21 protein-coding genes are annotated in these 22,875 nt (G+C 70.4%); 11 read left to right on the top strand and 10 right to left on the bottom strand.

From position 1 onward, the window contains the following. The first annotated feature begins 85 nt into the window (after positions 1–85). The 4 genes from rpsF to rplI all read left to right on the top strand — a co-directional run bounded on the left by rpsF (position 86) and on the right by rplI (position 1,735). Complete coding sequence (rpsF, locus tag ACQRWP_RS27995) at positions 86–376, top strand: 30S ribosomal protein S6 (protein WP_036391391.1); 291 nt, start codon at positions 86–88, stop codon at positions 374–376. 80 nt (positions 377–456) lie between these two features. After that, on the top strand, positions 457–993 hold the full coding sequence (locus ACQRWP_RS27990) for a single-stranded DNA-binding protein (protein WP_181518404.1): 537 nt from the start codon (positions 457–459) through the stop codon (positions 991–993). Next, positions 993–1,274: a 30S ribosomal protein S18 gene (gene rpsR, locus ACQRWP_RS27985; protein WP_051723758.1), complete on the top strand. Its 282-nt coding sequence runs from the start codon at positions 993–995 to the stop codon at positions 1,272–1,274. Before ACQRWP_RS27990 ends, rpsR begins: the two co-directional genes overlap by 1 nt. Before the next feature lie 14 nt (positions 1,275–1,288). After that, complete coding sequence (gene rplI / locus ACQRWP_RS27980; protein WP_030487689.1) at positions 1,289–1,735, top strand: 50S ribosomal protein L9; 447 nt, start codon at positions 1,289–1,291, stop codon at positions 1,733–1,735. Between the two features lie 202 nt (positions 1,736–1,937). On the opposite strand, the gene ACQRWP_RS27975 is transcribed toward rplI, so the two are convergent. Further along, the gene (locus ACQRWP_RS27975) at positions 1,938–3,497 is read right to left on the bottom strand and encodes a hypothetical protein (RefSeq protein ID WP_430499001.1); all 1,560 of its coding nucleotides are present in this window, start codon (positions 3,495–3,497) and stop codon (positions 1,938–1,940) included. 395 nt (positions 3,498–3,892) lie between these two features. Between ACQRWP_RS27975 and dnaB the strand changes: the two genes are divergently transcribed. Further along, positions 3,893–5,302, top strand: coding sequence for a replicative DNA helicase (gene dnaB, locus ACQRWP_RS27970; RefSeq protein ID WP_430498999.1), 1,410 nt, complete (start codon positions 3,893–3,895; stop codon positions 5,300–5,302). A 23-nt stretch (positions 5,303–5,325) separates the two neighbouring features. Here the strand turns inward: dnaB and ACQRWP_RS27965 are convergent, their stop codons facing one another. From ACQRWP_RS27965 to ACQRWP_RS27945, 5 genes are all read right to left on the bottom strand, one after another. Next, positions 5,326–6,003, bottom strand: coding sequence for a maleylpyruvate isomerase N-terminal domain-containing protein (locus ACQRWP_RS27965; RefSeq protein WP_430498998.1), 678 nt, complete (start codon positions 6,001–6,003; stop codon positions 5,326–5,328). A gap of 103 nt (positions 6,004–6,106) precedes the next feature. Next, positions 6,107–6,490: a zf-TFIIB domain-containing protein gene (locus ACQRWP_RS27960; protein WP_430498996.1), complete on the bottom strand. Its 384-nt coding sequence runs from the start codon at positions 6,488–6,490 to the stop codon at positions 6,107–6,109. Positions 6,491–6,512: 22 nt separating this feature from the next. Beyond that, entirely contained in the window at positions 6,513–7,145 is a 633-nt protein-coding gene (locus ACQRWP_RS27955) for a phosphoribosyltransferase (protein WP_430498994.1), read from the bottom strand. Positions 7,146–7,186: 41 nt separating this feature from the next. After that, positions 7,187–8,551, bottom strand: a complete 1,365-nt coding sequence (locus tag ACQRWP_RS27950) for a glycosyltransferase 87 family protein (protein WP_430498992.1) — start codon at positions 8,549–8,551, stop codon at positions 7,187–7,189. 50 nt (positions 8,552–8,601) lie between these two features. Beyond that, positions 8,602–11,127, bottom strand: a complete 2,526-nt coding sequence (locus tag ACQRWP_RS27945) for a putative bifunctional diguanylate cyclase/phosphodiesterase (RefSeq protein WP_430498990.1) — start codon at positions 11,125–11,127, stop codon at positions 8,602–8,604. Positions 11,128–11,722: 595 nt separating this feature from the next. On the opposite strand from ACQRWP_RS27945, the gene ACQRWP_RS27940 reads away from it, so the two are divergent. From ACQRWP_RS27940 to ACQRWP_RS27920, 5 genes are all read left to right on the top strand, one after another. Beyond that, on the top strand, positions 11,723–14,803 hold the full coding sequence (locus ACQRWP_RS27940) for an AfsR/SARP family transcriptional regulator (RefSeq protein WP_430498988.1): 3,081 nt from the start codon (positions 11,723–11,725) through the stop codon (positions 14,801–14,803). Positions 14,804–15,066: 263 nt separating this feature from the next. Further along, positions 15,067–15,558, top strand: a complete 492-nt coding sequence (gene moaC, locus ACQRWP_RS27935; protein WP_099856846.1) for a cyclic pyranopterin monophosphate synthase MoaC — start codon at positions 15,067–15,069, stop codon at positions 15,556–15,558. Then, complete coding sequence (locus tag ACQRWP_RS27930) at positions 15,555–16,025, top strand: MogA/MoaB family molybdenum cofactor biosynthesis protein (RefSeq protein WP_430498986.1); 471 nt, start codon at positions 15,555–15,557, stop codon at positions 16,023–16,025. Before moaC ends, ACQRWP_RS27930 begins: the two co-directional genes overlap by 4 nt. A 77-nt stretch (positions 16,026–16,102) precedes the next feature. Further along, positions 16,103–17,362: a molybdopterin molybdotransferase MoeA gene (locus ACQRWP_RS27925; RefSeq protein ID WP_430498984.1), complete on the top strand. Its 1,260-nt coding sequence runs from the start codon at positions 16,103–16,105 to the stop codon at positions 17,360–17,362. Between the two features lie 11 nt (positions 17,363–17,373). Then, a complete protein-coding gene (locus ACQRWP_RS27920; RefSeq protein WP_430503312.1) occupies positions 17,374–17,787 on the top strand; it encodes a molybdenum cofactor biosynthesis protein MoaE in 414 nt (137 codons plus the stop codon). 4 nt (positions 17,788–17,791) lie between these two features. Here ACQRWP_RS27920 and ACQRWP_RS27915 read toward each other — a convergent pair whose 3' ends face one another. Both ACQRWP_RS27915 and ACQRWP_RS27910 read right to left on the bottom strand, forming a co-directional pair. After that, positions 17,792–19,258 carry a glycosyltransferase 87 family protein gene (locus ACQRWP_RS27915; protein ID WP_430498982.1) on the bottom strand — a complete coding sequence of 489 codons (1,467 nt, stop codon included), beginning with the start codon at positions 19,256–19,258 and terminating at the stop codon, positions 17,792–17,794. Positions 19,259–19,473: 215 nt separating this feature from the next. Next, positions 19,474–20,019 carry a DoxX family protein gene (locus ACQRWP_RS27910; RefSeq protein WP_430498980.1) on the bottom strand — a complete coding sequence of 182 codons (546 nt, stop codon included), beginning with the start codon at positions 20,017–20,019 and terminating at the stop codon, positions 19,474–19,476. Between the two features lie 133 nt (positions 20,020–20,152). On the opposite strand from ACQRWP_RS27910, the gene ACQRWP_RS27905 reads away from it, so the two are divergent. After that, positions 20,153–20,701: a GNAT family N-acetyltransferase gene (locus tag ACQRWP_RS27905; RefSeq protein ID WP_430498978.1), complete on the top strand. Its 549-nt coding sequence runs from the start codon at positions 20,153–20,155 to the stop codon at positions 20,699–20,701. Positions 20,702–20,725: 24 nt separating this feature from the next. Here the strand turns inward: ACQRWP_RS27905 and ACQRWP_RS27900 are convergent, their stop codons facing one another. Together ACQRWP_RS27900 and ACQRWP_RS27895 are read right to left on the bottom strand one after the other, a co-directional pair. Further along, positions 20,726–21,967, bottom strand: a complete 1,242-nt coding sequence (locus ACQRWP_RS27900; protein ID WP_091396677.1) for an ATP-binding protein — start codon at positions 21,965–21,967, stop codon at positions 20,726–20,728. Positions 21,968–22,123: 156 nt separating this feature from the next. Next, positions 22,124–22,573, bottom strand: a complete 450-nt coding sequence (locus ACQRWP_RS27895; RefSeq protein WP_430503311.1) for an LppU/SCO3897 family protein — start codon at positions 22,571–22,573, stop codon at positions 22,124–22,126. Positions 22,574–22,875: the final 302 nt, after the last annotated feature.

The raw sequence follows: 22,875 nt of genomic DNA, 5'->3' as shown, positions 1-22,875 counted from the left end.
TTCCCTCGGCGCGTGCGGGCAGCGACACAAGACCTCCTGCCACGGAAGGACCGTGGCCGCTTAGCCCACAGGAGGTGAGCACGTCTTGCGTCACTACGAACTAATGGTCATCCTCGACTCCAGCCTCGAGGAGCGCACCGTCGCACCGTCGCTCGACACGTACCTGAACGTGATTCGGACCGCGGGTGGCTCGGTTGAGAAGACCGACGTGTGGGGCCGCCGGCGCCTCGCGTACGAGATCAACAAAAAGGCCGAGGGCATCTACGCCGTCATCGACCTGCAGGCCACGCCTGCTGCGGTGGCCGAGCTGGACCGTCAGCTCCGGCTCAACGAGTCCGTGCTGCGCACCAAGGTCATCCGACCGGAAATGCGCTAGAGCATCCAACCCCGGTTCGTCCGGATCAGCCTCCGCGACTCTGTCGTACGGCTCTGCGAGCCTGTACTACGAGACGCTGAGTGCGCGAGGAGATGGTCATGGCAGGAGACACCACCATCACGGTCATCGGCAATCTGACCGATGACCCCGAGTTGCGGTTCACCCCCTCCGGGGCTGCGGTCGCCAAGTTCCGAGTCGCTTCGACGCCCCGTTTCATGGACAAGGCGTCGAACGAATGGAAGGACGGCGAGCCGCTGTTCCTCGCATGCACCGTGTGGCGGCAGGCCGCCGAGCACGTCGCCGAGTCGCTGCAGCGTGGCGCTCGGGTGATCGTGTCGGGCCGGCTGCGTCAGCGGTCTTACGAGACCCGCGAGGGTGAGAAGCGCACTGTCATCGAGCTTGAGGTCGACGAGATCGGCCCGTCGCTGCGCTACGCCACGGCGAAGGTGCAGAAGATGTCCCGCTCCGGTGGCGGTGGCGGCGGCTTCGGTGGCGGCGGTGGCGGTGGCAACCAGGGTGGCGGCGGAGGCAACTTCGACGACCCCTGGGCTTCGGCTGCACCCTCTCCCGCGCGTGCCGGTTCGGGCGCCAATTTTGACGAGGAGCCACCGTTCTAATGGCGCCTAGCGCTCGCGATCGCAAACCAGGAGCACGTGCAACGGCCAAGGCTGCGGCACTGCGCAAGCCGAAGAAGAAGGTGAACCCGCTCGACAAGGACGGGATCGCCTACATCGATTACAAGGACACCGCGCTGCTGCGCAAGTTCATCTCCGATCGCGGCAAGATCCGCGCTCGTCGGGTGACCGGCGTGACCTCGCAGCAGCAGCGGCAGATCGCCCGTGCGGTCAAGAACGCCCGTGAGATGGCGCTCCTGCCGTACACGGCCACCACCCGCTGAGAGGAGGCACCGATATGAAGATCATCCTGACTCAGGAAGTGTCCGGCCTCGGTGCCCCAGGCGACATCGTCGAGGTCAAGAACGGCTACGGCCGTAACTACCTGCTGCCGCAGGGCTTCGCGATCGTCTGGACCAAGGGCGCGGAAAAGCAGGTCACTGTCATCAAGCGGGCCCGTGGGGCCCGCGAGATCCGCGACCTCGACCACGCCAACGAGGTCAAGGCTCAGCTCGAGGGTCTCAAGGTCAACCTGAAGGTCCGCGCCGGCGACGGCGGACGGCTCTTCGGCTCGGTCACTCCGGCCGAGATCGTCGACGCCGTCAAGGCCGCCAGCGGCCCGGTCCTCGACCGTCGCCGGCTGGAGGTGCCCGGTCACATCAAGTCGATCGGCGCCTACCCGGTGAAGATCAAGCTGCACCCCGAGGTGACCGCGTCGTTCAACCTGAACGTCGTTCAGGGCTGACGTCCGCAACACCACCACGAGGGCCCGCGCCGAGCGATCGGTGCGGGCCCTCGTGCGTACGTCGTCCGACCCGACACTGCCCGGGCCAAGATGGGCCCGCCCGGCGTGCCCGACCCGCCACCCAGCGGGGCCCCGACCTGCCTCCGGCCCAGCGAGGCACCGACCCGACACTCGCCTGGTCTGGCCTGGCCTGGCCCAGCGGTCAGCCGATGGGTTGGCCCGTCACCGCGCTGATCAGCACCGTGGAGAGGCCGCCACCCACCACCGCGGCGGCAACCGCGATGGTCGCCGAGCGCCACGTCGTACCCACCCGCCGAAGCAGCGCCGCCACCACCAGACTGCTCACCAGCGCCAGACCGAAGCGCGGCGAACCGGCCAGGAGTGACTCCAGCGCGCGGGACCGGGCGGACTCACACCCGCCCCCGCTGATGTCGGTCACACAACCAGCCGGCGCCTGGCTGTCCAACGTCAACAGCCAAACGAAGATCAGCATCGCCGGTACCAGGTAACAGGCCGCCGTGTACAGCAGAGGCCGGACGGACCCACCCGGATCCGGGTCCAGCAGGTCGTCCTCCAGACGCCGTGCCCAGGCACCCGTGGCCGCCGACTCGACCCGCCGACGCACCGACGCCGTTCCCACCGCCGGCCGGTCCGCCCGGCGCCCGGGCGTAGCCGCACGTGGTGCACCCGCGCGCGGCGCAGGCGCGCTGCGCGGCCGTGGGGCCGTGTATCCCACCACCGGAGACCGGGGCGCCGACGTCGTCGGATCCATCCAACGCGGGTCGTCATCGGCCAACCGAGTGCCGGACCAGAACCCGTCTTCCCGGCTCGGCCACCCCTCGGCCGCCACCGAACGATCGGAGCGCGGCGCCAGCGTACGGTCCCACTCGTCGTCCTCGATCGCGGACCGCTCCCACTGACCGGTGCGGTCCGACCGCTCCCAGCCACCGACGCTCTCCACCGCCGACCACTGCCCGCTCAGGTCCCCGCCGTCCGCGCCGGCCACCGGCGGCCACGCGTGCACGCCCGAGGCGTCCCACGGGTCCACAGCAGGCGGGTACGACGGTTCGGGCTCGGCCACCCGATCCGATCCGCGGGCCCACGGGTCGGCCGCCGGACGGGACCAGGAATCCTCCGCCGCACGTCGGCTACGCCGGCTGGGCCGGCTCGGCTCCTGGTCCGGCACCTGCTCGCTCGGGGCGGACTCCGGCTCCCCGCCCGACCAGATCACCTGGGGACGACCAACGGGCGCGCGGCGGGGACGCCGGTCCGAGACAGCGCCCGAAACCGGCTCGTCCTCCCCGGCCGCGGCCCGTCGGCGGCCGGCGTACCCCTGCTCCTGCGGCCGGTCGAGCGTCCACTCTCGGGTGTGGTCCGAGTCTGGGGCTGAACCGATCGCTGCCTGCTCTCGCCGACGCGTCTCGCCGCCCCGCCGCCGACCACTCGACGAGTCGGCGGACCGTCGGCCTGCGCCGGAGATCGGCCGCTCGGGCTCGTCCTCGGCCTCGTCGTCGTCCGGCGCCGCGTGGCGACCACCGCCGTCCGCGTGCCGGACCCCGGACTCCAGCGCCCACCGGGGCAGGTAGGCGTCGACAGGCTCATCCTGGCCGCGGTCCAACGCACGCCGACGACTGGAGGTGCGGTAGCGCCCGTCCTCGTCGTACGGATCAACCGGAACGGACGCCGCGCGCTCACCCCACGAGGCGGTTGGCTGGCGCTCGCGCGGGCTGCCATCGCCGCGTCCCCAGTCCCGGTAATTCACGGCCGGAGTGTGACCCTTCTGAACCGAAAGCGGAATCCGCTGTCCAGGTGTAGCCGTTCGCTGGAGATAGTACGGGACGATCGTGTCACAGGCCCGACCGAAATATTCTCCTCCACAGGCTGGGGAGTATGTCTTCGCAGGTCAGCGACGTATGGCCGAGAATTCCCCAATGGTTATCCACAGGCTGTGCACACGCTGCGCACATGCTGTCCACCGGGATCCACAGGTTGTCCCGAGGCTCGTCCACCGGCGTTGTTGAGTCTCTGACCTCGGGGTCCGTATGGTTGGCCCTCGACCGCCGGCGATGGCCCCCGATCGACCGGCCCGGTCGGACGGAAGTGTCGTACCCCAGCGGTAGAGCTGGGGTTGGATCCGGCGCAGTGGAGGGGGGACCCGTGTCGGTCACCGACGACATGCGGGCAGAGCCACGCTCCGGCGGAGGCCAGCCACCTGCGCAGCAGCGGGGGGATGGCCAGTTCGACAAGACCCCGCCCCAGGACGTCGCGGCCGAGCAGTGCGTCCTCGGCGGCATGCTGCTCTCCAAGGACGCCATCGCCGACGTCGTCGAGATCCTCAAGACCAACGACTTCTACCGGCCGGTGCACGCCACCATCTTCGACATCATCCTCGACATCTACGGCCGGGGTGAGCCGGCCGACTCGATCACGGTCGCGGCGGCGCTCGCCGACTCCGGGGATCTGGTACGCATCGGTGGCGCGCCGTACCTGCACACACTCATCGCCAGCGTGCCCACCGCCGCGAACGCCGCCTACTACGCCCGGATCGTCAGTGAGCGGGCGGTGCTGCGCCGGCTGGTCGAGGCCGGCACGAAGATCGTGCAGCTGGGCTACGGCACCGCCAGCGGCGGCAGCCGCGACGTGGACGACGTCGTCGACCTCGCCCAGCAGGCCGTGTACGACGTCACCGAACGGCGGGTCAGCGAGGACTTCGCGGTCCTGGCGGACATGTTGCAGCCGACGCTGGACGAGATCGAGGCGGTGGGCGCGACCGGCGGCATGATGACCGGCGTGCCGACCGGCTTCAGCGACCTGGACCGACTGCTCAATGGGCTGCACGCCGGCCAACTTATAATCGTGGCAGGCAGACCTGGTCTCGGAAAATCAACGGCCAGCATGGACTTTGCCCGAAATGCTGCTATTCGCGCCAACCAGGCGGCCGCCATCTTCTCGCTGGAAATGAGCAAGGTCGAGATCGTCATGCGGCTGCTCTCCGCCGAGGCGCGGGTGCCGCTGCACGTGTTGCGCAGCGGTCAGCTCTCCGACGACGACTGGACCAAGCTGGCCCGGTGCATGGGTGAGATCAGCGAGGCACCGCTCTTCGTCGACGACACGCCGAGCATGAACCTGATGGAGATCCGGGCGAAGGCTCGGCGGCTCAAGCAGCGGCACGACCTCAAGATGATCGTGGTCGACTATCTCCAGCTGATGACCTCACCAAAGCGCACCGAGAGTCGCCAGCAGGAGGTCGCGGACCTGTCCCGTGGCCTCAAGCTGTTGGCCAAGGAGGTCGAATGCCCGGTGATCGCGGTCAGTCAGCTGAACCGTGGCCCCGAGCAGCGCACCGACAAGCGACCCCAGCTGTCCGATCTGCGCGAATCCGGGTCAATTGAGCAGGACGCCGACGTTGTCATCCTTCTGCACCGCGACGACTACTACGACAAGGAGTCGCCGCGGGCCGGGGAGGCGGATTTTATTGTTGCCAAGCACCGGAATGGGCCCACCGACACCGTGACCGTCGCGGCCCAGCTGCACCTGTCCCGCTTCGTCGACATGGCCATCGGCTGACCGACGCGGCAACCCGTCGTCGGTCAGCCGAGCAGTGGGAACCAGCCCGCCGACTCGCCCAGTTCCAGCCGGTCCCGGTCGGTCAGCGGGACGCGACCGGTGGCCTTCAGCAGGAAGTCGTGGTCGTCCCACGCGGTGGGTCGAACGGTGTCGTCGCTGAGCAGGCCGTCCATGGTCGCTACCGCGACGCGTACCGCCAGTGGGCCGGGCGGCGGCGCGTCGGGCAGTTCCAGCGTCAGGTCCAGGTGGTGGACGGCGGCCTCGGTGGTGAGGGTGGCGAGGAAGTCCGGTACGCGCAGCACGTGTCCCTGGGTGGTCACGTACCCGTCGGGGTCGGCTGACGTGGCGGCGCGGACCGCCGCCGGCGCGGTGTCCCGCCAGAGCTCGACGATCCCGGTCGGGCGGTCGAAGGCGGCGGCCGATCGGCGGACCCACCAGCCGTGCCGGGCGGCCTCGTCGTCGTTGCCGGGGAAGTCACGCCAGTAGCTCACGTCGTCGACGTCGGCGGGGCCGTCGACGGGGCTGGCCAGGGTGACGAGTGCCCGTTGGGCGTCGCCGAGCATGTGCAGGAGCAGGTCGGCGATGAGCCAGCCCCGGCAGCGGGTGGCTCGTTGCAGGCCGGCGTCGTCCAGGCGATCGACCACGGCGGTGATCCCGTCGTACGCCTGGGCCAGCGCCTCGTCCGGTCGGATCGCGGTCATGCGATTCAGCCTCGCATGAAGCATCGCGCCCGCCAACGATCAATGGTCCGGGTGTGTGCCCGGGCCGACGCGTGATCGACCCGGGCGGGAGGTCGGCCTGGGATCAGCCGAACATGTCGTCGAGGAAGCCCTTGCGCTTCTTCTGCCGGTAGTGGCCGTGGTAGCCGTGGTGTTGCTGCTGCTGGTGGCCGTAGGCCGGCTGCGGCGGGTAGCCGTGGGCGGGCGGGGGCGGCGGCGGGACGGCGCCGTAACCGGGCTGGTGCTGCGGGGGCGGCGGGGGCGGGTAGCCGGCCGGCTGCTGCGCGGGTTGCCCTGGCGCGCCGCCGCTCTGTTGGCGGCTCCAGTTGGCCTCCGCCTCGAACAGCTTCTCCAGCTCGCCGCGGTCCAGGAAGATGCCTCGGCACTCCCCGCACTGGTCGATGACGACGCCGCTGCGCTCGTACTGGCGCATTTCTCCGTGACACTTGGGACAGGTGAGGCTACTCATCGCCCGACGGTACCTGGTGGACCTATGCAGTTGCTGTGAGCGCCTCGGTGACTTCTTCGTCGGACACCTCGTGAAAATCGTCGTAGTAGACGCTGACGGCGCCGAAGTCCGCCGGGCGTTGGGCGCAGATGACCTGGTCGGCCTCGGCGGCGAGCAGTTCGTACGCCTCCTGCGCGCCGACCGGGACCGCGACCACGACCCGGTGTGCCCCGAGTTGGCGGACGACCTCGACGGCGACGCGGGCGGTTGCGCCGGTGGCGAGGCCGTCGTCGACGATCACGGCCGTCCGCCCGGTGAGGTCGACCTGTGGGCGGTCGCCCCGGTAGAGCCGTTCCCGGCGTTCCAGTTCGGCCTGCTCCCGGTGGCGGACCTCGGCGATGTCGTCGCTGCTGAGCCGGCTGGCCACCGCGTCGTTGAGCACCTGGACACCGCCCGGCCCGAGTGCGCCGAAGGCGACCTCCCGGGCCCACGGCATGCCGAGCTTGCGGACGACCAGCACGTCCAGTGGTGCGCCGAGCCGTTCGGCGACGACCCGGGCGACCGGTACGCCGCCACGGACGAGGCCGAGGACGACGACGTCCGGTTCGCCGATGAGCGCGGTGAGCCGTTCGGAGAGCAACCTTCCGGCGTCGGCCCGGTCGCGGTAGGTGGTCATGCCTTCAGGTCTACGCCCTGACACGCCGTTCCGCTCGGAAGTTACGCCGAAGTGGTCCGACCGGACCGTTCATCGGCGACCGCGGCGGTCGGAGTGTCGACCGGGCGGTGCAGGGCGGGGGCCCAGGTCAGCAGGGCCAGGGGGTACAGCAGGTAGCCGAAGCGGGTCGAGGGCATCAGGGCGATGGCGGCGAGCAGCCCGTACCCGCAGATGAGCGCGGTGGCGACGGCGGTGCGGGGCGGGCGGCGGGCGAGCCGGACGGCGATGGCCACTCCGGCGGCGACCAGCAGCGCGGCGGCGATCAGCCGGCCGGCGGGTAGCGCGCTGGCGATCAGGTAGCCGGGGAACGGGGACTGGGCGGGGCTGGTGACCAGCCCGTGGCCGAGGGGGAAGCGCAGCACGTTCTCGGTGAGGGCGTCGCGGTCCACCAGCAGCGCCGGCAGTAGTGCGGCGATGGGCAGGCCGATGGCGCCGACGGCGACTCGGGTGCCGGCCCGTCGGGTCAGGCCCCAGACGATCAGGACCAGGGCGACCGGCCAGGCGAACAGCTTCAGCGCGCCGGCGAGCCCGACGGCGAGGCCGGCCCGGCCGGGTCGGTCGGCGGCGGCGAACGCGAGGGCCAGCAGGCAGAGCGCGAGTACGGGTAGGTCGTCGCCACCGGTGGCCAGGGTGAGGGCACAGATCGGCAGGACGGTGGCGGCCTGCACGCCGCGCAGCAGGGCGGCGTCCCGCCGGTGGGTCGCGGCGGTGGCGGCCTGGCCGGCGGTGGCCTCGCCAGTGGTGGCCGGTGTTCTGCGTAGGGCGGCCACGGCCAGGGCGAGCGCCAGCGCGGTGCCCACCGCGAACCAGACCCGGGAGTCGGTCCACCAGGTGTCGAGCAGTGCTCTGGGCAGGCCGAACATCGCCATCCCGGGCTGGTACGGGGTGTAGCCCATCAGTTGCTCGCCGGGTGGCAGGGCGGCGATGGCGTCGGGCCCGAGGTAGGGCGTGCCGTGTTCCAGGAGGCGGCTGCCGGCGTGCTCAACGACCAGCACCTCCTCCTGGGCCCGGTCGGTGCGCCCGCCGGCCCGGTCGATGCTCTGCCAGGCCAGGGGCAGCAGTGTGGTGGTCGCCCAGGCGAGGCCGGTGACCACCCAGCGGGCTGACAGACCGGTCAGCCGGGAGGTTGGAGAGCGTCGACGCAGCAGAAGTTGGGCGATCACCGTCAGCGTTGCGAGCAGGTAGCCGACGGCGGCGACCGCGCCCCAGGCGCGGTGCGGCAGCAGGGTGGACGTGACTGCGGTGATCGCGGCGAAGGCGGCCGACACGGCGTAGAGGCCCAGGTCGAGGGCGAGTCCGCCGGCGGCGTTGTCGAGCGTCCGCCAGTGCCAGCGACGGCGGTGGGCGGTCGGGTCGTCGACGATCACGCGCGACAGTCTGGCAGACCAGGCTGTCCGCGCAGCGGGGCGATGCCTGCTCAGGCGGGCAGGTGTGGCAGGCGGTCGGGCCTGGAACGGCCGGCCTGGCGGCGGTTCTGGCTCAACCGGATCACCGCCCCGGCGTCGTGCAGCGGCGCGGCGAGGGTGCCCGGTCGGCCGCCCGAGCCGCGCTGCATCGCCGCGAGCAGGGTGCCGGACGGCATCGGCCGGGCGAACAGATGCCCCTGGCCGGCGACGCAGCCCAACTCCCAGAGGGCCCGCCGCTGCGGCTCGCTCTCCACCCCCTCGGCCACCACGTCCAGGTTGAGGCTGCGACCCAGGTCGAGGGTGGAACGGATGACGGCGGCGGCCTCCGCCGAACTCTCCATCGTCGTCACGAAGCTCCGGTCGATCTTCAGCTCGTGTACCGGGATCCGGGAGAGCAGCGAGAGGGAGGAGTAGCCGGTGCCGAAGTCGTCCAGCGCCAACCGGACTCCCTCGTCGCGGAGTCGGCTGAGCACCCGGTCGACCACGTCGAGTTGGCTGAGGGTCAGCGTCTCGGTCAGCTCCAGGACCAGCCGGTCCGGTGGTAGGTCGTGGGCGCGGAGGCGGGCGAGCACGGAACCCGGGAACCGCGCGTCGAGCAGGCTGCGCGGGGACACGTTGACCGCGACCGGTACGTCGAAGCCGGCGTCGCGCCAGCTCACCGCCGCGATCAGCGCCTGGTCGAGGATCGCTTCGGCGAACGCCGGTAGCAGGCCCGAGCGTTCCACCGCCTCCAGGAACCGCAGCGGGTCGATCAGGCCGTGGGTGGGGTGGTGCCAGCGGGCCAGCGCCTCAGCGCTGGTCACCTCACCGGTGCCCAGGTCGACGATCGGTTGGAAGTTGACGACGAACTCGTGGTCGGCGACCGCGCGCGGTAGGTCACCGCCGAGGGTGAGGCGACCGAGGTCGGCGGTGTCGCGGGTCGGGGCGTACGTGGCGATCCGCTGCCCGGCCCGCTTCGCCTGGTACATGGCGACGTCGGCGCGGCGCAGCAGCTCGGCCATGCCGCCGTTGGACGGGGCGCCGGAGATCCCGCCGCTGGCCTCGACGCTGATGCGCATGCCGTCCAGCTCGAACGGCTCGTGCAGGGCGGCGAGCAGCGTCTCGGCCCGGTGCGCGGCGACCGCCGGGGCCGGCAGACCGCGCAGGAGTACGGCGAACTCGTCGCCGCCGAGGCGGGCCACCAGGTCGCTCGCCTGGGCGGCACCCCGCAACCGGTCGGCCACCTGCACCAGCACCTGGTCGCCGGCGGCATGCCCGAGCGTGTCGTTGACCTCCTTGAAATGGTTGAGGTCGATCAGCACCAGCGCGGTCACCCCGTCGGCGTGGCGGGTGCTCAACTGTTCGGTGCCCTCGTCGAGGAGGTGCCGGCGGTTGGCCAGGCCGGTCAGCGCGTCGTGCGAGGCCGCGTACGCGTGCTCGTCGGCGACCCGGGCCAGTTCGGCGTACGCCTGGGCGTTGCGGACGGCGGTGCAGAGCGCGGAGGCGAAGGTGCGCAGGGTGTACTGCTCCCGCTCGGAGAGCTGCACCGGGCCGCGGAAGCGCAGTCGAAGCATGCCGACGTCGACCGTCCGGTCGTGGCCTTCCAGCGGCGCGGGGACGATCGTGCCGTCCACGTCGGTGGGCGTGCCGGTCGGGCCGTCGAAGGTGATGCCGCCGGTGCCGCCGCGTACGGTGCGGCCGCCGTCGCGCAGCTCGATCTCGACCTCGTCGGCGGAGAACAACTCGGCGGCCTGGGTGACGGCGGTGGTGAGGACGTTGTCCAGATCGACCACGTTGAGCGCGTCGGTGGTGCGGGCGAGCCGCTGCCACGCCTGCTGTTCGGTCCGGGAACGGATTCTCGTGGAGTAGGCCAGGTGCAGGCTGAGCACGAGCGGCGGTATGGCCAACAGGAGTTTGAGGTTGGCCTCAAGGATCAGCAGCGTGCAGGCCGCCACGACGAACCGTAGGGCGAAACCGGCGAGCCGGAGGTCGAGATTGCTTCGGAACTGCTTTGAGATCTTGGTCCTGGACGCCAGCGCGATGACCGGTATGGCCAGAATGTCGTCCAGGAGGGCTGCGGCCAGGTAAGCCAGCGCCAACGGCACGAGCATGGCCACGGTGCCCTCGGGCGGCCAGGTCCAGGTTGTCATTGCCAGCGTGATGCCGGCACCCCAGGCCACGATGACGTTCTTTCCCACGCTGAAGGCCAGCTTGATCGCCGGCTGGCGGTGCCAGGTGAACGCGATGCCCACCGCCGTTGAGAGCACCACTATTGGGGCCGGAACGACGGCGAGACCGATGATGATCGCCGTTTCGGTCCAGCTGATCGAGTGGGTGGTGGATCGGATCCGCACCCTCGCCTTAACCAGCGTTCCCAGAGCGATGGTCACGGTGAGCACGACGAGGACCGCGACATCGTTCGGCGTGGCAGTCGTCGCAAACCGCACTGCGACCGGCAGTGAGGTGGCCGTGATGACAGCCGCTACAACGACGACGAGACCGACGAGCAGCCGTAGCCGCTGATCGGTCTCAGTCTCTCGTCGCTGAGGATGGGTCACATCACCCCCGAAAGGACTGCCTCCGCCTTGTTCGTAGCCTAACGTGCGGGAGTCGCGCACGTACCGTGCGAAATTTTCAGTCCCATTCGCTGCCGCGCATCGCAATGCTCCTCTCTGCTGCCGTGTCATTCGATGACCTGCCCCCAGGGGAGATCTTCCTAACGAAAGGCAGCTTAAGAGGTGGAAGGGCAGCTTAGAAGAATTATATGTCGGTATGCGCAACATTAGCCAAGCTGGAGTGGATTTATTACGTTCTGTCCATGACGGCTAAACGGAGTGCGGTCAGGTCGCGGCGGTGTTGGTTTCGCAGAGGGCTCGAAACTGCGGACGGTATCTGCTCGGGTTATGAACGTGTTACTCCCCCTGGTCTGCGGCCCTCTGTCTGCGGCTTCACCCAGAGTTTGGCTCGGTGTAGTGGCGGATTGGGCAATTGGTACGACTAGGTCGTAGGAGCGGTCGGGACAGCTCCTCGCAACGTCCTCAGGCCGATGCGCGACCTTCGCATCGCCGCACGAGCGGTGAGTTGCCGGGGGGCTGAACCGTAGGCTTCGTTGTGTGATCGGCTGAATACCCGCGAAGGCTGGAGCAGGGGCGAGTGGAGATTCAGGTTCTAGGCGGCCTCTCGGTGCAACTACTCTCTCGCACGTTGCGCCTCGGAACACCCAAACAGCAGGCGATCTTCGCGATGCTCGCAGTTCAGCCAGGTCGACTGGTTACCGTGGCCGACTGCGTCGATGAGTTATGGGCCGATCGCCCACCGCGATCGGCCGTGGCGAATGTGCTGAGCTATGCCGCCAATCTGCGCCGGACTTTCGAGGCTTTCCCGTCCGGTCGAGGGGTCGTCGTGCGGCAGCGGAACGGCTTTCGTCTCGACGTGCCGCCCGAGCTGATCGATGTCTCATGCTTCCAGATGGAGCGGAGCGCGGGCCGGGAAGCCTTGGAGGTCGGCCACCTGAAGCAAGCTCGGGAGTTGCTGAGCCGAGCCGTCGCTCGGTGGCAGGGCCCGATGCTCGCCGGCATCCCGCTGGGACCCGTGCTCAGCGCGCGCGTGCTCGCCGCCGAGGAAGAGCGTCTGCTCGCCGTGGAACTTCTTGCCGACGTGCAGCTGAGATCCGGGCGGGGTGATCTGGCGATCCCGTTGTTGCGGGAAGTCATCGCCCGTCATCCCCTCCGGGAGCCGACGTATGTCCTGCTCATGCGGGCTCTGTACGAGGGTGGCGATCGCGCGGGCGCGCTCATCGCGTACGACGAGATCCGGACGCGGCTGATCACCGAGTTGGGGGTGGGCCCCCGGGCAACCATCGAAGAGTTGCACCGCAAGATTGCCACTCCGAGCCCAGTACCCGCTGTGCTCTCCCGACCAGGATCTTTCGTGGCGCTCGTGCACGACCCGGCGGGAGAGGCGGCAGCTGAACAAACGGGTCAGGTCAAACCGGTGGATCATCTTCCGCGGGCCGTCGCGGATTTCGTCGGGCGGGAAGACGTCCTGTCACGGCTGCTGGCGGAGACTCAGCGAGTCGAGGAACGAGTTCCGGCAGTGCACATGATCGACGGCATGGCGGGCAGCGGCAAGACGACCCTCGCCGTGCACCTGGCCCGCCGACTGTCCGATCGTTATCCGGACGCCATCTTGTTCATCGACCTGTGTGGCCATGGCGATAAGAACCGGGTCGAGCCAGCGGGTGCCCTGGTCACACTGCTGCGTCAGCTTGAGGTGCCGGCCGACCGCGTTCCGGTCGAGTTCGACGCCAGAGCGGAGTTGTGGCGACGAGAACTGGGCCGTCGAAGGTCGGTGCTCGTCCTCGACAACGCCGCGAGCAGCCAACAGATTCTGCCTCTCCTGCCGACCGAGCCGACCGCCGTCGTGCTGGTGACATCAAGGCGGAGGCTTGCTCACCCGGACGTGGCGCCTTCACAGACGTTGCCGGTGATGACTCCTGAAGAGAGTCTCGACCTCCTCGCATTCAGTGTCGGTAAGGCCCGGGTCGAAGCGGAGCCGGACGCCGCGGCCGAGGTGGTCCGGCTGTGTGGGCATCTCCCCCTGGCAATTCGGCTGGTCGGTGCCAGACTCGCCCATCGGCGCGGCTGGCGGTTGGCGGACCTGGCCGGACAGATGGCTGGCGATCCTCTGGTGCTGCACCACCTGGCTCAAGAACAGAGCACCGTCACCGGCGCCTTCGCCGCCTCCTATGAGCCGCTCCCGAGTTCGACCAAGCGTGTCTTCCGGTTCCTGGGTCTGTATCCCGGTAACCGCTTCAGCCCGGCGGCAGTCGCCGCACTGACCGGCCTGACAGTGGTGGAAGCTCACGGGGCGCTCGACGACCTCGTCGACCGGAACCTGGTGGAAGACCTGGACTCGACGCGATATCGACTACACGACCTCATGCGCCAGTACGCCGTGGAGTTGTGCACGCGTACTGAATCCGCGAGCGACCGAAAGCTCGGGTTGGCTCAACTGTTCGACTTCACGCTGGAGGCGGCGCTGAGGGTCGCCGATCTGCTGGAGCCCGGCGTCATCAGATCCCAGGTCACTCACCGCTCGTCCGGACGTCCTGAGCTGTTCGAGGCTATCGGTGAACCATGCACCGACTGGTTGGAGGCCGAGCGCACGGAACTGGTGGCAATAGTGTTGTCAGCGCTCGAGTCGAAGCTCTACCAGCACTCCTGGCAACTGGCCCGCGCCCTCTGGCGATTTTTCTACATCCGCGGATACTTCGAGGACATCATTCTGACCTTCCGCCACGCACTGACGGCGGCGGAGGCAACGGGAGATGTCGACGCGATGGCGGTGGTGAACAACTACCTGGCTTCCGCCTACGTACGCACCGGTGACAACCAGTGGGCGCTTGACCACCTGACCCGGGCGGTAGACCTCTCTCGCAACTCCCGGGACGTGCGGAACACCGCGCGGTACCGGGCCAACCTTGCGGCTGTCTACGCGTGGAGCGGGCACCTGGCCGAGGCGGTGACAGTCGGCATGGAGAGCCTGCGCGACTACAAGGGATACGGAAATGTCGGGGTGCCAGTCGTGCTGCCGAATCTTGGCACGGCACTGATGATGCTCGGGCGCTACGAGGAGGCGTTGCGACTGCACCGCCGGCACCTGGCATGGGCCCGGACGAAGTCCGAGGACTTCCATGTGCTCAACGCCATCGGTCATGTTGGGGCAGTGCGCGTGAGAATGGGCCATTTTCCGCCGGCAATCCGGATCCTCAAGGCCTCGTTGGCCTTGCGAGATCGCACCGGCCACCGGTTTGCCGAGGCTGAGGTGCGCAACGACCTCGGGATCGCCTATCGCGGTCTTGGCCGTCTGGTCGAGGCCCAACAGCAACACGAGTTGGCCAGGCAGTTGTCGATCAGCTCGGGGGAACGACACGTCGAGGCGGCCGCGCTGAACGAGCTTGGTCGCACTCTGCTGGTGCAAGGGCGGGGCGGCGAGGCGGCCGAGATGCACCAGGTCGCTCTGCGGTTGGCCACTCGGATCTCACACCCGTACGAGCAGGGACGTGCCTTGGCCGGTCTTGCCGAAGACTTCGCCCGGATCGACCCGGCCGAGGCGCGGCGGCACTGGGAGCGGGCGTTGGCGATCTTCCGACGGATGGGCGTGCCGGAGCGCTTCGAGGCCGAACGTCGCCTCGCCGAGTTGACCGACGCGACAGTGGTCGCAGAGCGCTGACCAGCCTGAACGGCGCTTATCGATTTCTTATCGGTAGGCCCGGTAACCTACCGGCCGTATCGGCGAACGGGGGAGGTTCTGCCCCTGGGCAGAACCGGGTCGTCGACACGACCCGCTGCCGGGTCCCCCCCCAGCGACCTCGGCGGCGGGCTGGTGAGGGAGGAGCGGCGTCGGGGCCGTTGCGCCATCAGCACCCGGTGCGGTCGCCAGCGTGACGCCGCTCCTTCCGACCGCCGTCGTACCGCACCGATAGGCTCACGACCGTGACCGAACCCGCGCAGCTCAGCCACGTCGATCGCGCCGGCGCGGCCCGCATGGTCGACGTCTCCGCCAAGGCGGTGACGGGTCGGTTGGCCGTAGCGGCCGGCCGGTTGCGGACCACGCCCGAGGTCATCGACCTGCTGCACCGCGACGGGCTGCCCAAGGGTGACGCGTTGGCCGTCGGTCGGCTGGCCGGGATCATGGGGGCCAAGCGCACTCCTGATCTGATCCCGCTCTGCCACCCGATCGCCCTGCACGGCGTCACCGTCGACCTGCGGCTGACCGCCGACACCGTGGAGATCACGGCCACCGCCCGCACGGCGGACCGGACGGGGGTGGAGATGGAGGCACTGACGGCGGTTGCTGTCGCCGGTCTCGCCCTGATCGACATGGTCAAGGCGGTCGACCCGGCGGCGTCGGTGGAAGCGGTCCGGGTGCTGCGCAAGGAGGGCGGCAAGACCGGCGAGTGGGTTCGGCCGGAGGACCGGCCGTGATCCGGGCTCGGGTGATCGTCGCTTCCAATCGGGCCGCGGCCGGCGTCTACGCCGACACCAGCGGGCCGCTGCTCGTCGCCGGCCTGCGCGAGCTGGGCTGCCAGGTCGACGACCCGGTGGTGGTGCCCGACGGTGAGCCGGTCGGCGACGCTTTGCGGGCCGCCCGCGCCGACGGTGTCGACGTGGTGCTGACCAGCGGTGGCACCGGCGTGACCCCGACGGATCGGACCCCGGACGTGACCCGGGGCCTGCTGGATTACGAGATCCCCGGCATCGCCGAGGCGATCCGCGCGCACAGTCGGGACCGGGTGCCGACGTCGGTGCTGTCCCGGGGACTGGCCGGGGTCGCCGGTCGGATGCTGGTGGTCAATCTGCCCGGCTCGACCGGCGGTGCCCGGGATGGCCTGGCCGTTCTCGGGCCGATCCTCGGGCACACCGTCGACCAACTCGGCGGCGGCGACCACTGACCGCTTCGCGGCGGCGACGACTGACCGGTGCGCGCCAGGCCCGGGCGGGTGTCGGTCCGTGCCGATAGGCTCGGTCGGTGAGCACGGAAACCGCACCCACCGCGGATCGGGTCACCGCACCCCCGCCAGCCGGGTGGGAGGAAGCGCGTTCGCGGGTCTACGCGGTCGGTCTGGCCGCCGCGCTGCCCGCCGCCGCCCGACCACTTGTCGACACCGACGGGTCGACCCTGGCCGAGCCGTTGACCACCCGCACCGACCTGCCGGCGTTCCCGACCTCCAGCGTGGATGGCTGGGCGGTGCGCGGCCGCGGGCCGTGGCGCGTCGTCGGCCGGGTCCTGGCCGGCAGCACCCCCGCGCCGCTCACCGAGGACGACACCACCGTCGAGATCGCGACCGGCGCGATGGTGCCCGAGGGCACCACCGCCGTGCTCCGCGTCGAGGAGTCCGCCGCATCCACCACCGGCCTGATCAGCGGCACTCCCCGGGAGACGCCCGAGTGGCGGAAACCCGGCGAGGAGGCGTACGCCGATGAGGAGTTGTTGCCAGTCGGCACGCCGGTCGACCCGGCGGTGATCGGCCTGGCCGCCGCCTGCGGGCACGACACGCTGCGGGTCCGGCGGGCGCCGCGCGCCGCGCTGCTGGTCTTCGGCGACGAGCTGCTGACGGCGGGCCCGCCCGCGGCCGGTCGCATCCGCGACGCGCTGGGCCCCGCGGTGCCGGCCTGGCTGCGGCGCTACGGCTGCCAGGTCCGCCCATCCGACGTGGTCGGCCCGGTGGCCGACACGCTGCCCGCGCACGTGGCGGCCCTGCGCTCGGCGCTGGGCAACGCCGATCTGGTCTGCACCACCGGCGGCACGATGAACGGCCCGGTCGACCATCTGCACCCGACCCTTGAGGCGCTCGGCGCCGACTACGTGGTCAACACGGTGGCGGTCCGTCCGGGCTTCCCGATGCTGCTGGCCCGGCTGACCGGCCCCGACGGGCGAGCCCGGTTCGTGGCCGGGCTGCCGGGCAACCCGCAGTCCGCCATCGTCGCGCTGGTGTCGCTCGTCGCCCCGCTGCTCGCCGGCCTCCAGGGCCGGCCGATGCCGGTGCTGCCGCAGGTCACGTTGGCCGAGGCGGTGCCCGGTCGCGGCGACCACACCCACCTGGCGTTGGTCCGACTGGACCGGTCCGCCGGCGTCGCGTTCCCGGTCCGCCACGTCGGCTCGGCGATGCTGCGGGGCCTGGCCGGCGCGGACGGGTTCGCGGTCATCCGTCCCGGCACCAGCGGCGAGCCCGGCGACCGGGTGCCGCTCGTGCCACTGCCGTTGTTTCCCGGGGAGCGTGCGTCGTGACCGCACCAGCGATGACCTTCGGCGAGGTCACCGACCAGCCGCTCGACCTCGCCACCCACGAGGCGGCGGTCGCCGACCGCCGGGCCGGCGCCGTGGTGTCCTTCCAGGGCGTGGTCCGCGACCACGACCACGGCCGCCAGGTCACCAGCCTGGAGTACGAGGGGCACCCGAGCGCAGAACAGGTGCTGCGCGAGGTGGCCGCCGAGATCGCCGCAGAGCCCGACGTCTACGCGGTGGCGGTCTCGCACCGGGTCGGCTCCCTGGCGATCGGTGACGTGGCGCTGGTCGCCGCGGTGAGCACCGCGCACCGGGCGGCGGCCTTCGCGGCCTGCGCCCGGCTGGTCGACGAGGTCAAGGCGCGACTGCCGATCTGGAAGCGGCAGGTCTTCACCGACGGCACCGAGGAATGGGTCAACTGCCCCTGACCGCTCAGCGGCGGCCGTTGACCACCACGGCCCGGGCGAGCCGGTCGCCGTAGAACGCCGGCTCCGCGCCTGGGCGCCAGGGCAGCGCGGCGACCAGCACGATCAGCGCGAGCGCGAGCGAGTTCTCCATCAGTGCCCCGAACAGGCCGTCCTGGTAGTGCGACATCTCCGGCAGTTGGTGTTCGTACGGCCAGATCGGAGAGATCAGGAAGAGCAGGTAGAGCCCGACAGCGGCGAAGCCGTGGCGGAGCCCGGTCAGCGTCGGGTACCAGATCGGCGGGCGGAGCCCGTTGACCCCGGGTAGACCGCCGAAGACCGGCCCCTGGCCGGTGCGCTGCGGCATCCCCCTGCTCGCCTCGCGGCGGCGCACGGCGGCGTCGGCCAGCACGATGATCGCCGGGATCACCCAGACCAGGTGGTGTGTCCAGGAGATCGGGCTGATCACGTTGGCGGTGAGACCGACCAGCGTGAAGGCGGTCAGCTCGTCACCGTCGGCGCGGGAACTGGCCGCCCGGGACAGGCCCAGCGCCAGGATCAGCACCGAGAAGGCGAGCCACAGCAGCCCCGGGGTCTCGATCGAGTCGTACAGCCGGGCGAGCAGGCCGGCGAGGGACTGGTTGGGCGTCATGTCCGCCGCACCGACCCGTTCGGTCTGCCACAACACGCTGCCGAAGTAGGTCCGCGACTCGTCACCGACGATCGCGAAGGTCCCCACCGTCACGCCGATCGTGGTGCCGATGGCGGTGGCCGCCACCCGCCACTGACGGGTGATGAGCAGGTAGGCGATGAACAGCGCCGGAGTGAGCTTGACCGCGGTGGCGAGGCCGATACCGGCCCCCGCCCAGGCCCCGCCGTAGATGAAGCGCAGCAACGGGCCGTCGGTGGCCGCGTAGTGGGTGCCCCGGCGGGACCGCCAGCGAAGGCCGATCAGGTCAGCCATGATCAAGGCGAACAGCAGGATGTTGACCTGGCCGTAGCCGAGGGTCTCCCGAGCTGGCTCGATGGCGACCGCGAGCGGCACCGCCAGGGCCACCGTGAACCACAGTGGCCACCCCAGCCGGTCCACGATGGGTCGGAGCAGCCCGGCCAGCACCAGCGCCAACGCGGCGATGCTGGCGGCGGCGTTGACCAGACCGGCCGCGCCGATCGGCAGCTGCGCCATCGGCAGCATGACCAGCCCAGCGAAGGGCGGATAGGTGAACCCGAGTGTGGTTTCGGGCGCGATGAACTCGTAGAGCTCGTGACCGCTCGCCCACCACACCACGGCACCGTGGTAGATCTTCATGTCGAAGAAGTTGTACGGCCGCCCGAAGGTGCCGATGGCGAGCCATGCGGCATAGGCGACGGCGGCCACGATGGCGCCCCGTACGACGTTCCTGCGATCGATCCCGCGCGTCACACGGTCGATCCCGCGTGACACACGTTGGATTGGGGCGAGGCGGTCCGCCCGTCTACCGACATCCGTCGGCATGGCGTGGCCACCCCCGTACCAAGGTCGTCCTACCCGTCCAGGTCCTGCACGGAGCCTAGAACGGCGCCTCACGTCAGTGCCTCCCGCGTTATGCGACCGTGTCCGATCCCACACATGTTTTTGACATTTCCACCGCGTTAACGCCTACCGGGTGGTTCAGGTAATTCGTGGCCTTAGCGAGGGGTGGGGGTGAGACGGAGACGGATCGACGCAGGTCAGCCGGGGAGTCGACGTGCGGTGGACGCGGAGCGGACGGCGATTCGGGCCTCGCGTCGGGCGGTTCGGACGGCGCGTTGCATGGAACGTCGAGAGTGGCCGATGCGATGGCCCGTCCGCCACCGCAGACCCGGCTTGCCGCCGGTGTCCGCTGCGGCGAGCAGCAGACCGCCGAGGAGCCCGATGTTCTTCAGAACGTGAATCTGGTTGTTGTTCTTGGCGATCGGGTCGTCGTTGTTCCAGAAGGGATGCCCGGCGATGGTAACCGGCACCAGCGTGCCGGCCAGAACCAGCGCCGCGGGTCGGCTGAACCGGCCGGTGGCCAGCATCAGCCCGGCGCCGACCTGCACGGCCGCGTTGAGCCGGATCAACGTCTCGGTCTCGGTGGGGAAGCTCGGGTGCGCCTTCTTCAGCATCGGTGCGACCTTGTCGGTCACCGGTTTGGCGGCCACCGTGAGCCGGCCGGGGTCGCGCATGTTGCGATACCCGCTGACCACGAAGATGCCGCTCAGCATGGCGCGGGCGAGGGAACGTACGGGCGTCATGGATCAGTCATACCCCGTCGCGACGTTTGCTACCCCGTCAACCGCAGGATCGGATTGGTGTTCGTACACGTACGCCACGCCGAATCGAGCGACCGTCACGGATGGACGGGCGCTGGCGGGTAACGTCGCGCGGGTGACCACGCTGCGGCTACGCCCCGAGGACCCGGCCGACGCCGGCCCGGTCCGCCGCGTACTGGCCACCGCCTTCGCCCGCCCGGACGTGGCGACGCCGCCGGAGGTCAGCCTGGTCGACGAGCTACGCGACACCACCGCCTGGTTGCCGGAGTTGGCCATGGTCGCCGAGTACGGCGGTGAGGTGGTCGGCTACGCGCTGCTCACCCGGGCGCGGCTGCGGCCGGAGCGAGGCTCGGACGTTCCCGTCCTGGCCTTGGGCCCGGTGGCGGTCGCGCCGCACCGACAGCGTGTCGGGCACGGCACGGCCGTCGTGCAGGCCGCCCTGGACGCCTCCACCGAGTTGGGCGAGCGGCTCGTGATCGTCCTCGGTGCCCCGGCCTTCTACCGCCGGTTCGGGTTCGGCCCGGCGAGTGAACTGGGCCTGACCGGCCCGTGGGCCGGCCTCGGTGAGCCGTGGCAGGCGCTGGTGCTGCCGCCGTCCACCAGCGAGGAGGGCCCGCCGCCTCGCGGTGAGGTGCTCTTTCCGGCACCCTGGTCGAAGGTCTGACCGGGTCGACGCGGTGGTTGGCGGTCAGGCCGGCTGGGTCCGCAGGTACCGGCCGAAGTGCGGGACGGTGAAGGCGACAGTGCCCCGCTCACCGGAGTAGATCAGCCCCTTCTTGATCAGCGCGTCCCGGGCCGGAGACAGACTGGCCGGCTTGCGGCCGAGGGCACGGGCGATCTCCGCGGTGGGCACCGCGGCGTCCATGTCGTCGCGGACCACCGCGCCGGGCTCGCCCTCGACCGCGGACATCATGGCCATCGCCCGCATGTACTCGCGTTCGGCGGGAGTGGCCCGTTCGAACCGGGAACCGAAGAACCCGACCGCCAGCTCGGCCTCCGCCTCGGGTGCGGCGACCCGCACATCGGCGGCGGTGATCGGCGAGCGAGGCGCGTGGTCCCAGGTCGCCTTGCCGTACGCCTGGACGAAGTAGGGATAGCCGCCGGACTTCTCGTAGAGCAGGTCGAGTGCCTTCTGCTCGTACTCGACCTCCTCGCGCTCGGCGGGCGCGCAGAGCGCCCGGTCGGCGGCGATCCGGTCGAGCCGGTCGATGCGCTGATAGCGGAACAACCGTTCGGAGTACGACTTGGCGGCGCTGAGCACCGCCGGCAGGTGCGGAAGGCCGGCGCCGACGACGATCAACGGCGCGCCGAGCTGGGACAGCTCGTGGCAGGCGGCGCAGAGCGCCGACACGTCCTCCGGGCCGAGATCCTGCATCTCGTCGATGAAGATGGCGATGCCGGTGCCGACGTCGCTGGCCACGGCGGCGGCGTCACTGAACAGCTCGACCAGGTCGATCTCGATGTCGCCGGAGTCGGCCCGACCGCTGGCGGCCGGCACGTCGATGCCGGGCTGCCACCGGTCGCGCAGCTTGGTGGCGGCACCGGCCCGGCCGGTCGGGTTGGACCGCTGGGCGAACGCCTTGAGGACGCCGAGGAACGCGTCGATCCGGTCGGGTGCGCGATGGCGGGGGGCGAGCTCCCGGACCGCCATGTGCAGCGCGGCGGCGACCGGTCTGCGCAACGACTGGTCCGGTCGAGCCTCGATCTTGCCGCTGCCCCAGAGCCGGTTGATCGCCTGCGACCGGAGCGTGTTGAGCAGAACCGTCTTGCCGACGCCACGCAGCCCGGTGAGCATCAGGCTGCGCTCGGGTCGACCTCGGGCGATGCGCTCGAGCACGATGTCGAAGACGTCCAGCTCTCGCCCCCGCCCGGCAAGTTCGGGCGGACGCTGGCCGGCGCCCGGCGCGTACGGGTTGCGGACCGGATCCACGCATCGCAGATTATCGGGCCATCTAGCTGCAAGGCTAGACATGGATAGATGGGGCTACCGGCGTGTCGAGACCGTCGACCACAAACTAGGGCTGTCTAGCGTCCACGCTAGACAGCCCTAGTTTTGGCAATCGGACTACCTATCGGCCAGATCGGGCTAGCGCTTCTTCAGGCAGAGCACGTAGTCGAACAGGTCGACCGAGTTGTCGTGCACGTAGTTCGCGGTCGCCTGCGGCGCGAGCGTCTCGCACCGGTCGCCGTCGGTGGTCGCCGGAATTCGCAGCAGCACCTGGTAGGTGTTCGGGCCGCAGGGCACCTTGCGGAGTTCCGCGTCGTCCTCACTGCCGTCGTTCACCACGCAGTCACCCCTGGCGAACTCCTCGTTCGGAGTCGGCGCGGCCGACGTCGGGGCGTCGCTGGGCAGCGCGGGCGGAACGGCCGGGGCACTCGTCGACGGGTCAGGCGCCGCGTCACTGCCAGCGTCGGCCACCTTCCAGACCGCCCAACCGGCCAGGCCGAGGCACGGACAGAGCACGAGCAGCACCACCACCGCGATGATGAGAGCGACGTTGCGGCCGGTCTTCTTCTCCGGCGCGGCCGGCGGCATCCCGTAGCCGCCGGGAGGCTGCTGACCCCACGGGGCGGGTGGCTGACCCGGTATCGGCCCGGCCGGCTGACCGGGCATCGGGCCTGCCGGCGGGTACGGCCCGGCCGGTGGGTACGGGCCGGACGGCGGCGTCGGGCCGGCTGGTGGGTAACCCGGCCCCGACGTGGGCGGAGTCGGGCCGGCCGGTGGGTACGGGCCGGGCGGTGGGTAACCCGGGCCCGAGGTGGGCGGCGGCGCCCACATCGGCGTCGTCGGCGGCTCCGGGGTGGTGGGCGGGGGCGCCCACATGGGTGCCGTCGGTG

This window comes from Micromonospora trifolii (assembly GCF_050516465.1).
Lineage (GTDB): Bacteria > Actinomycetota > Actinomycetes > Mycobacteriales > Micromonosporaceae > Micromonospora > Micromonospora trifolii.
This window is presented reverse-complemented; position numbering and strand designations above follow the sequence as displayed.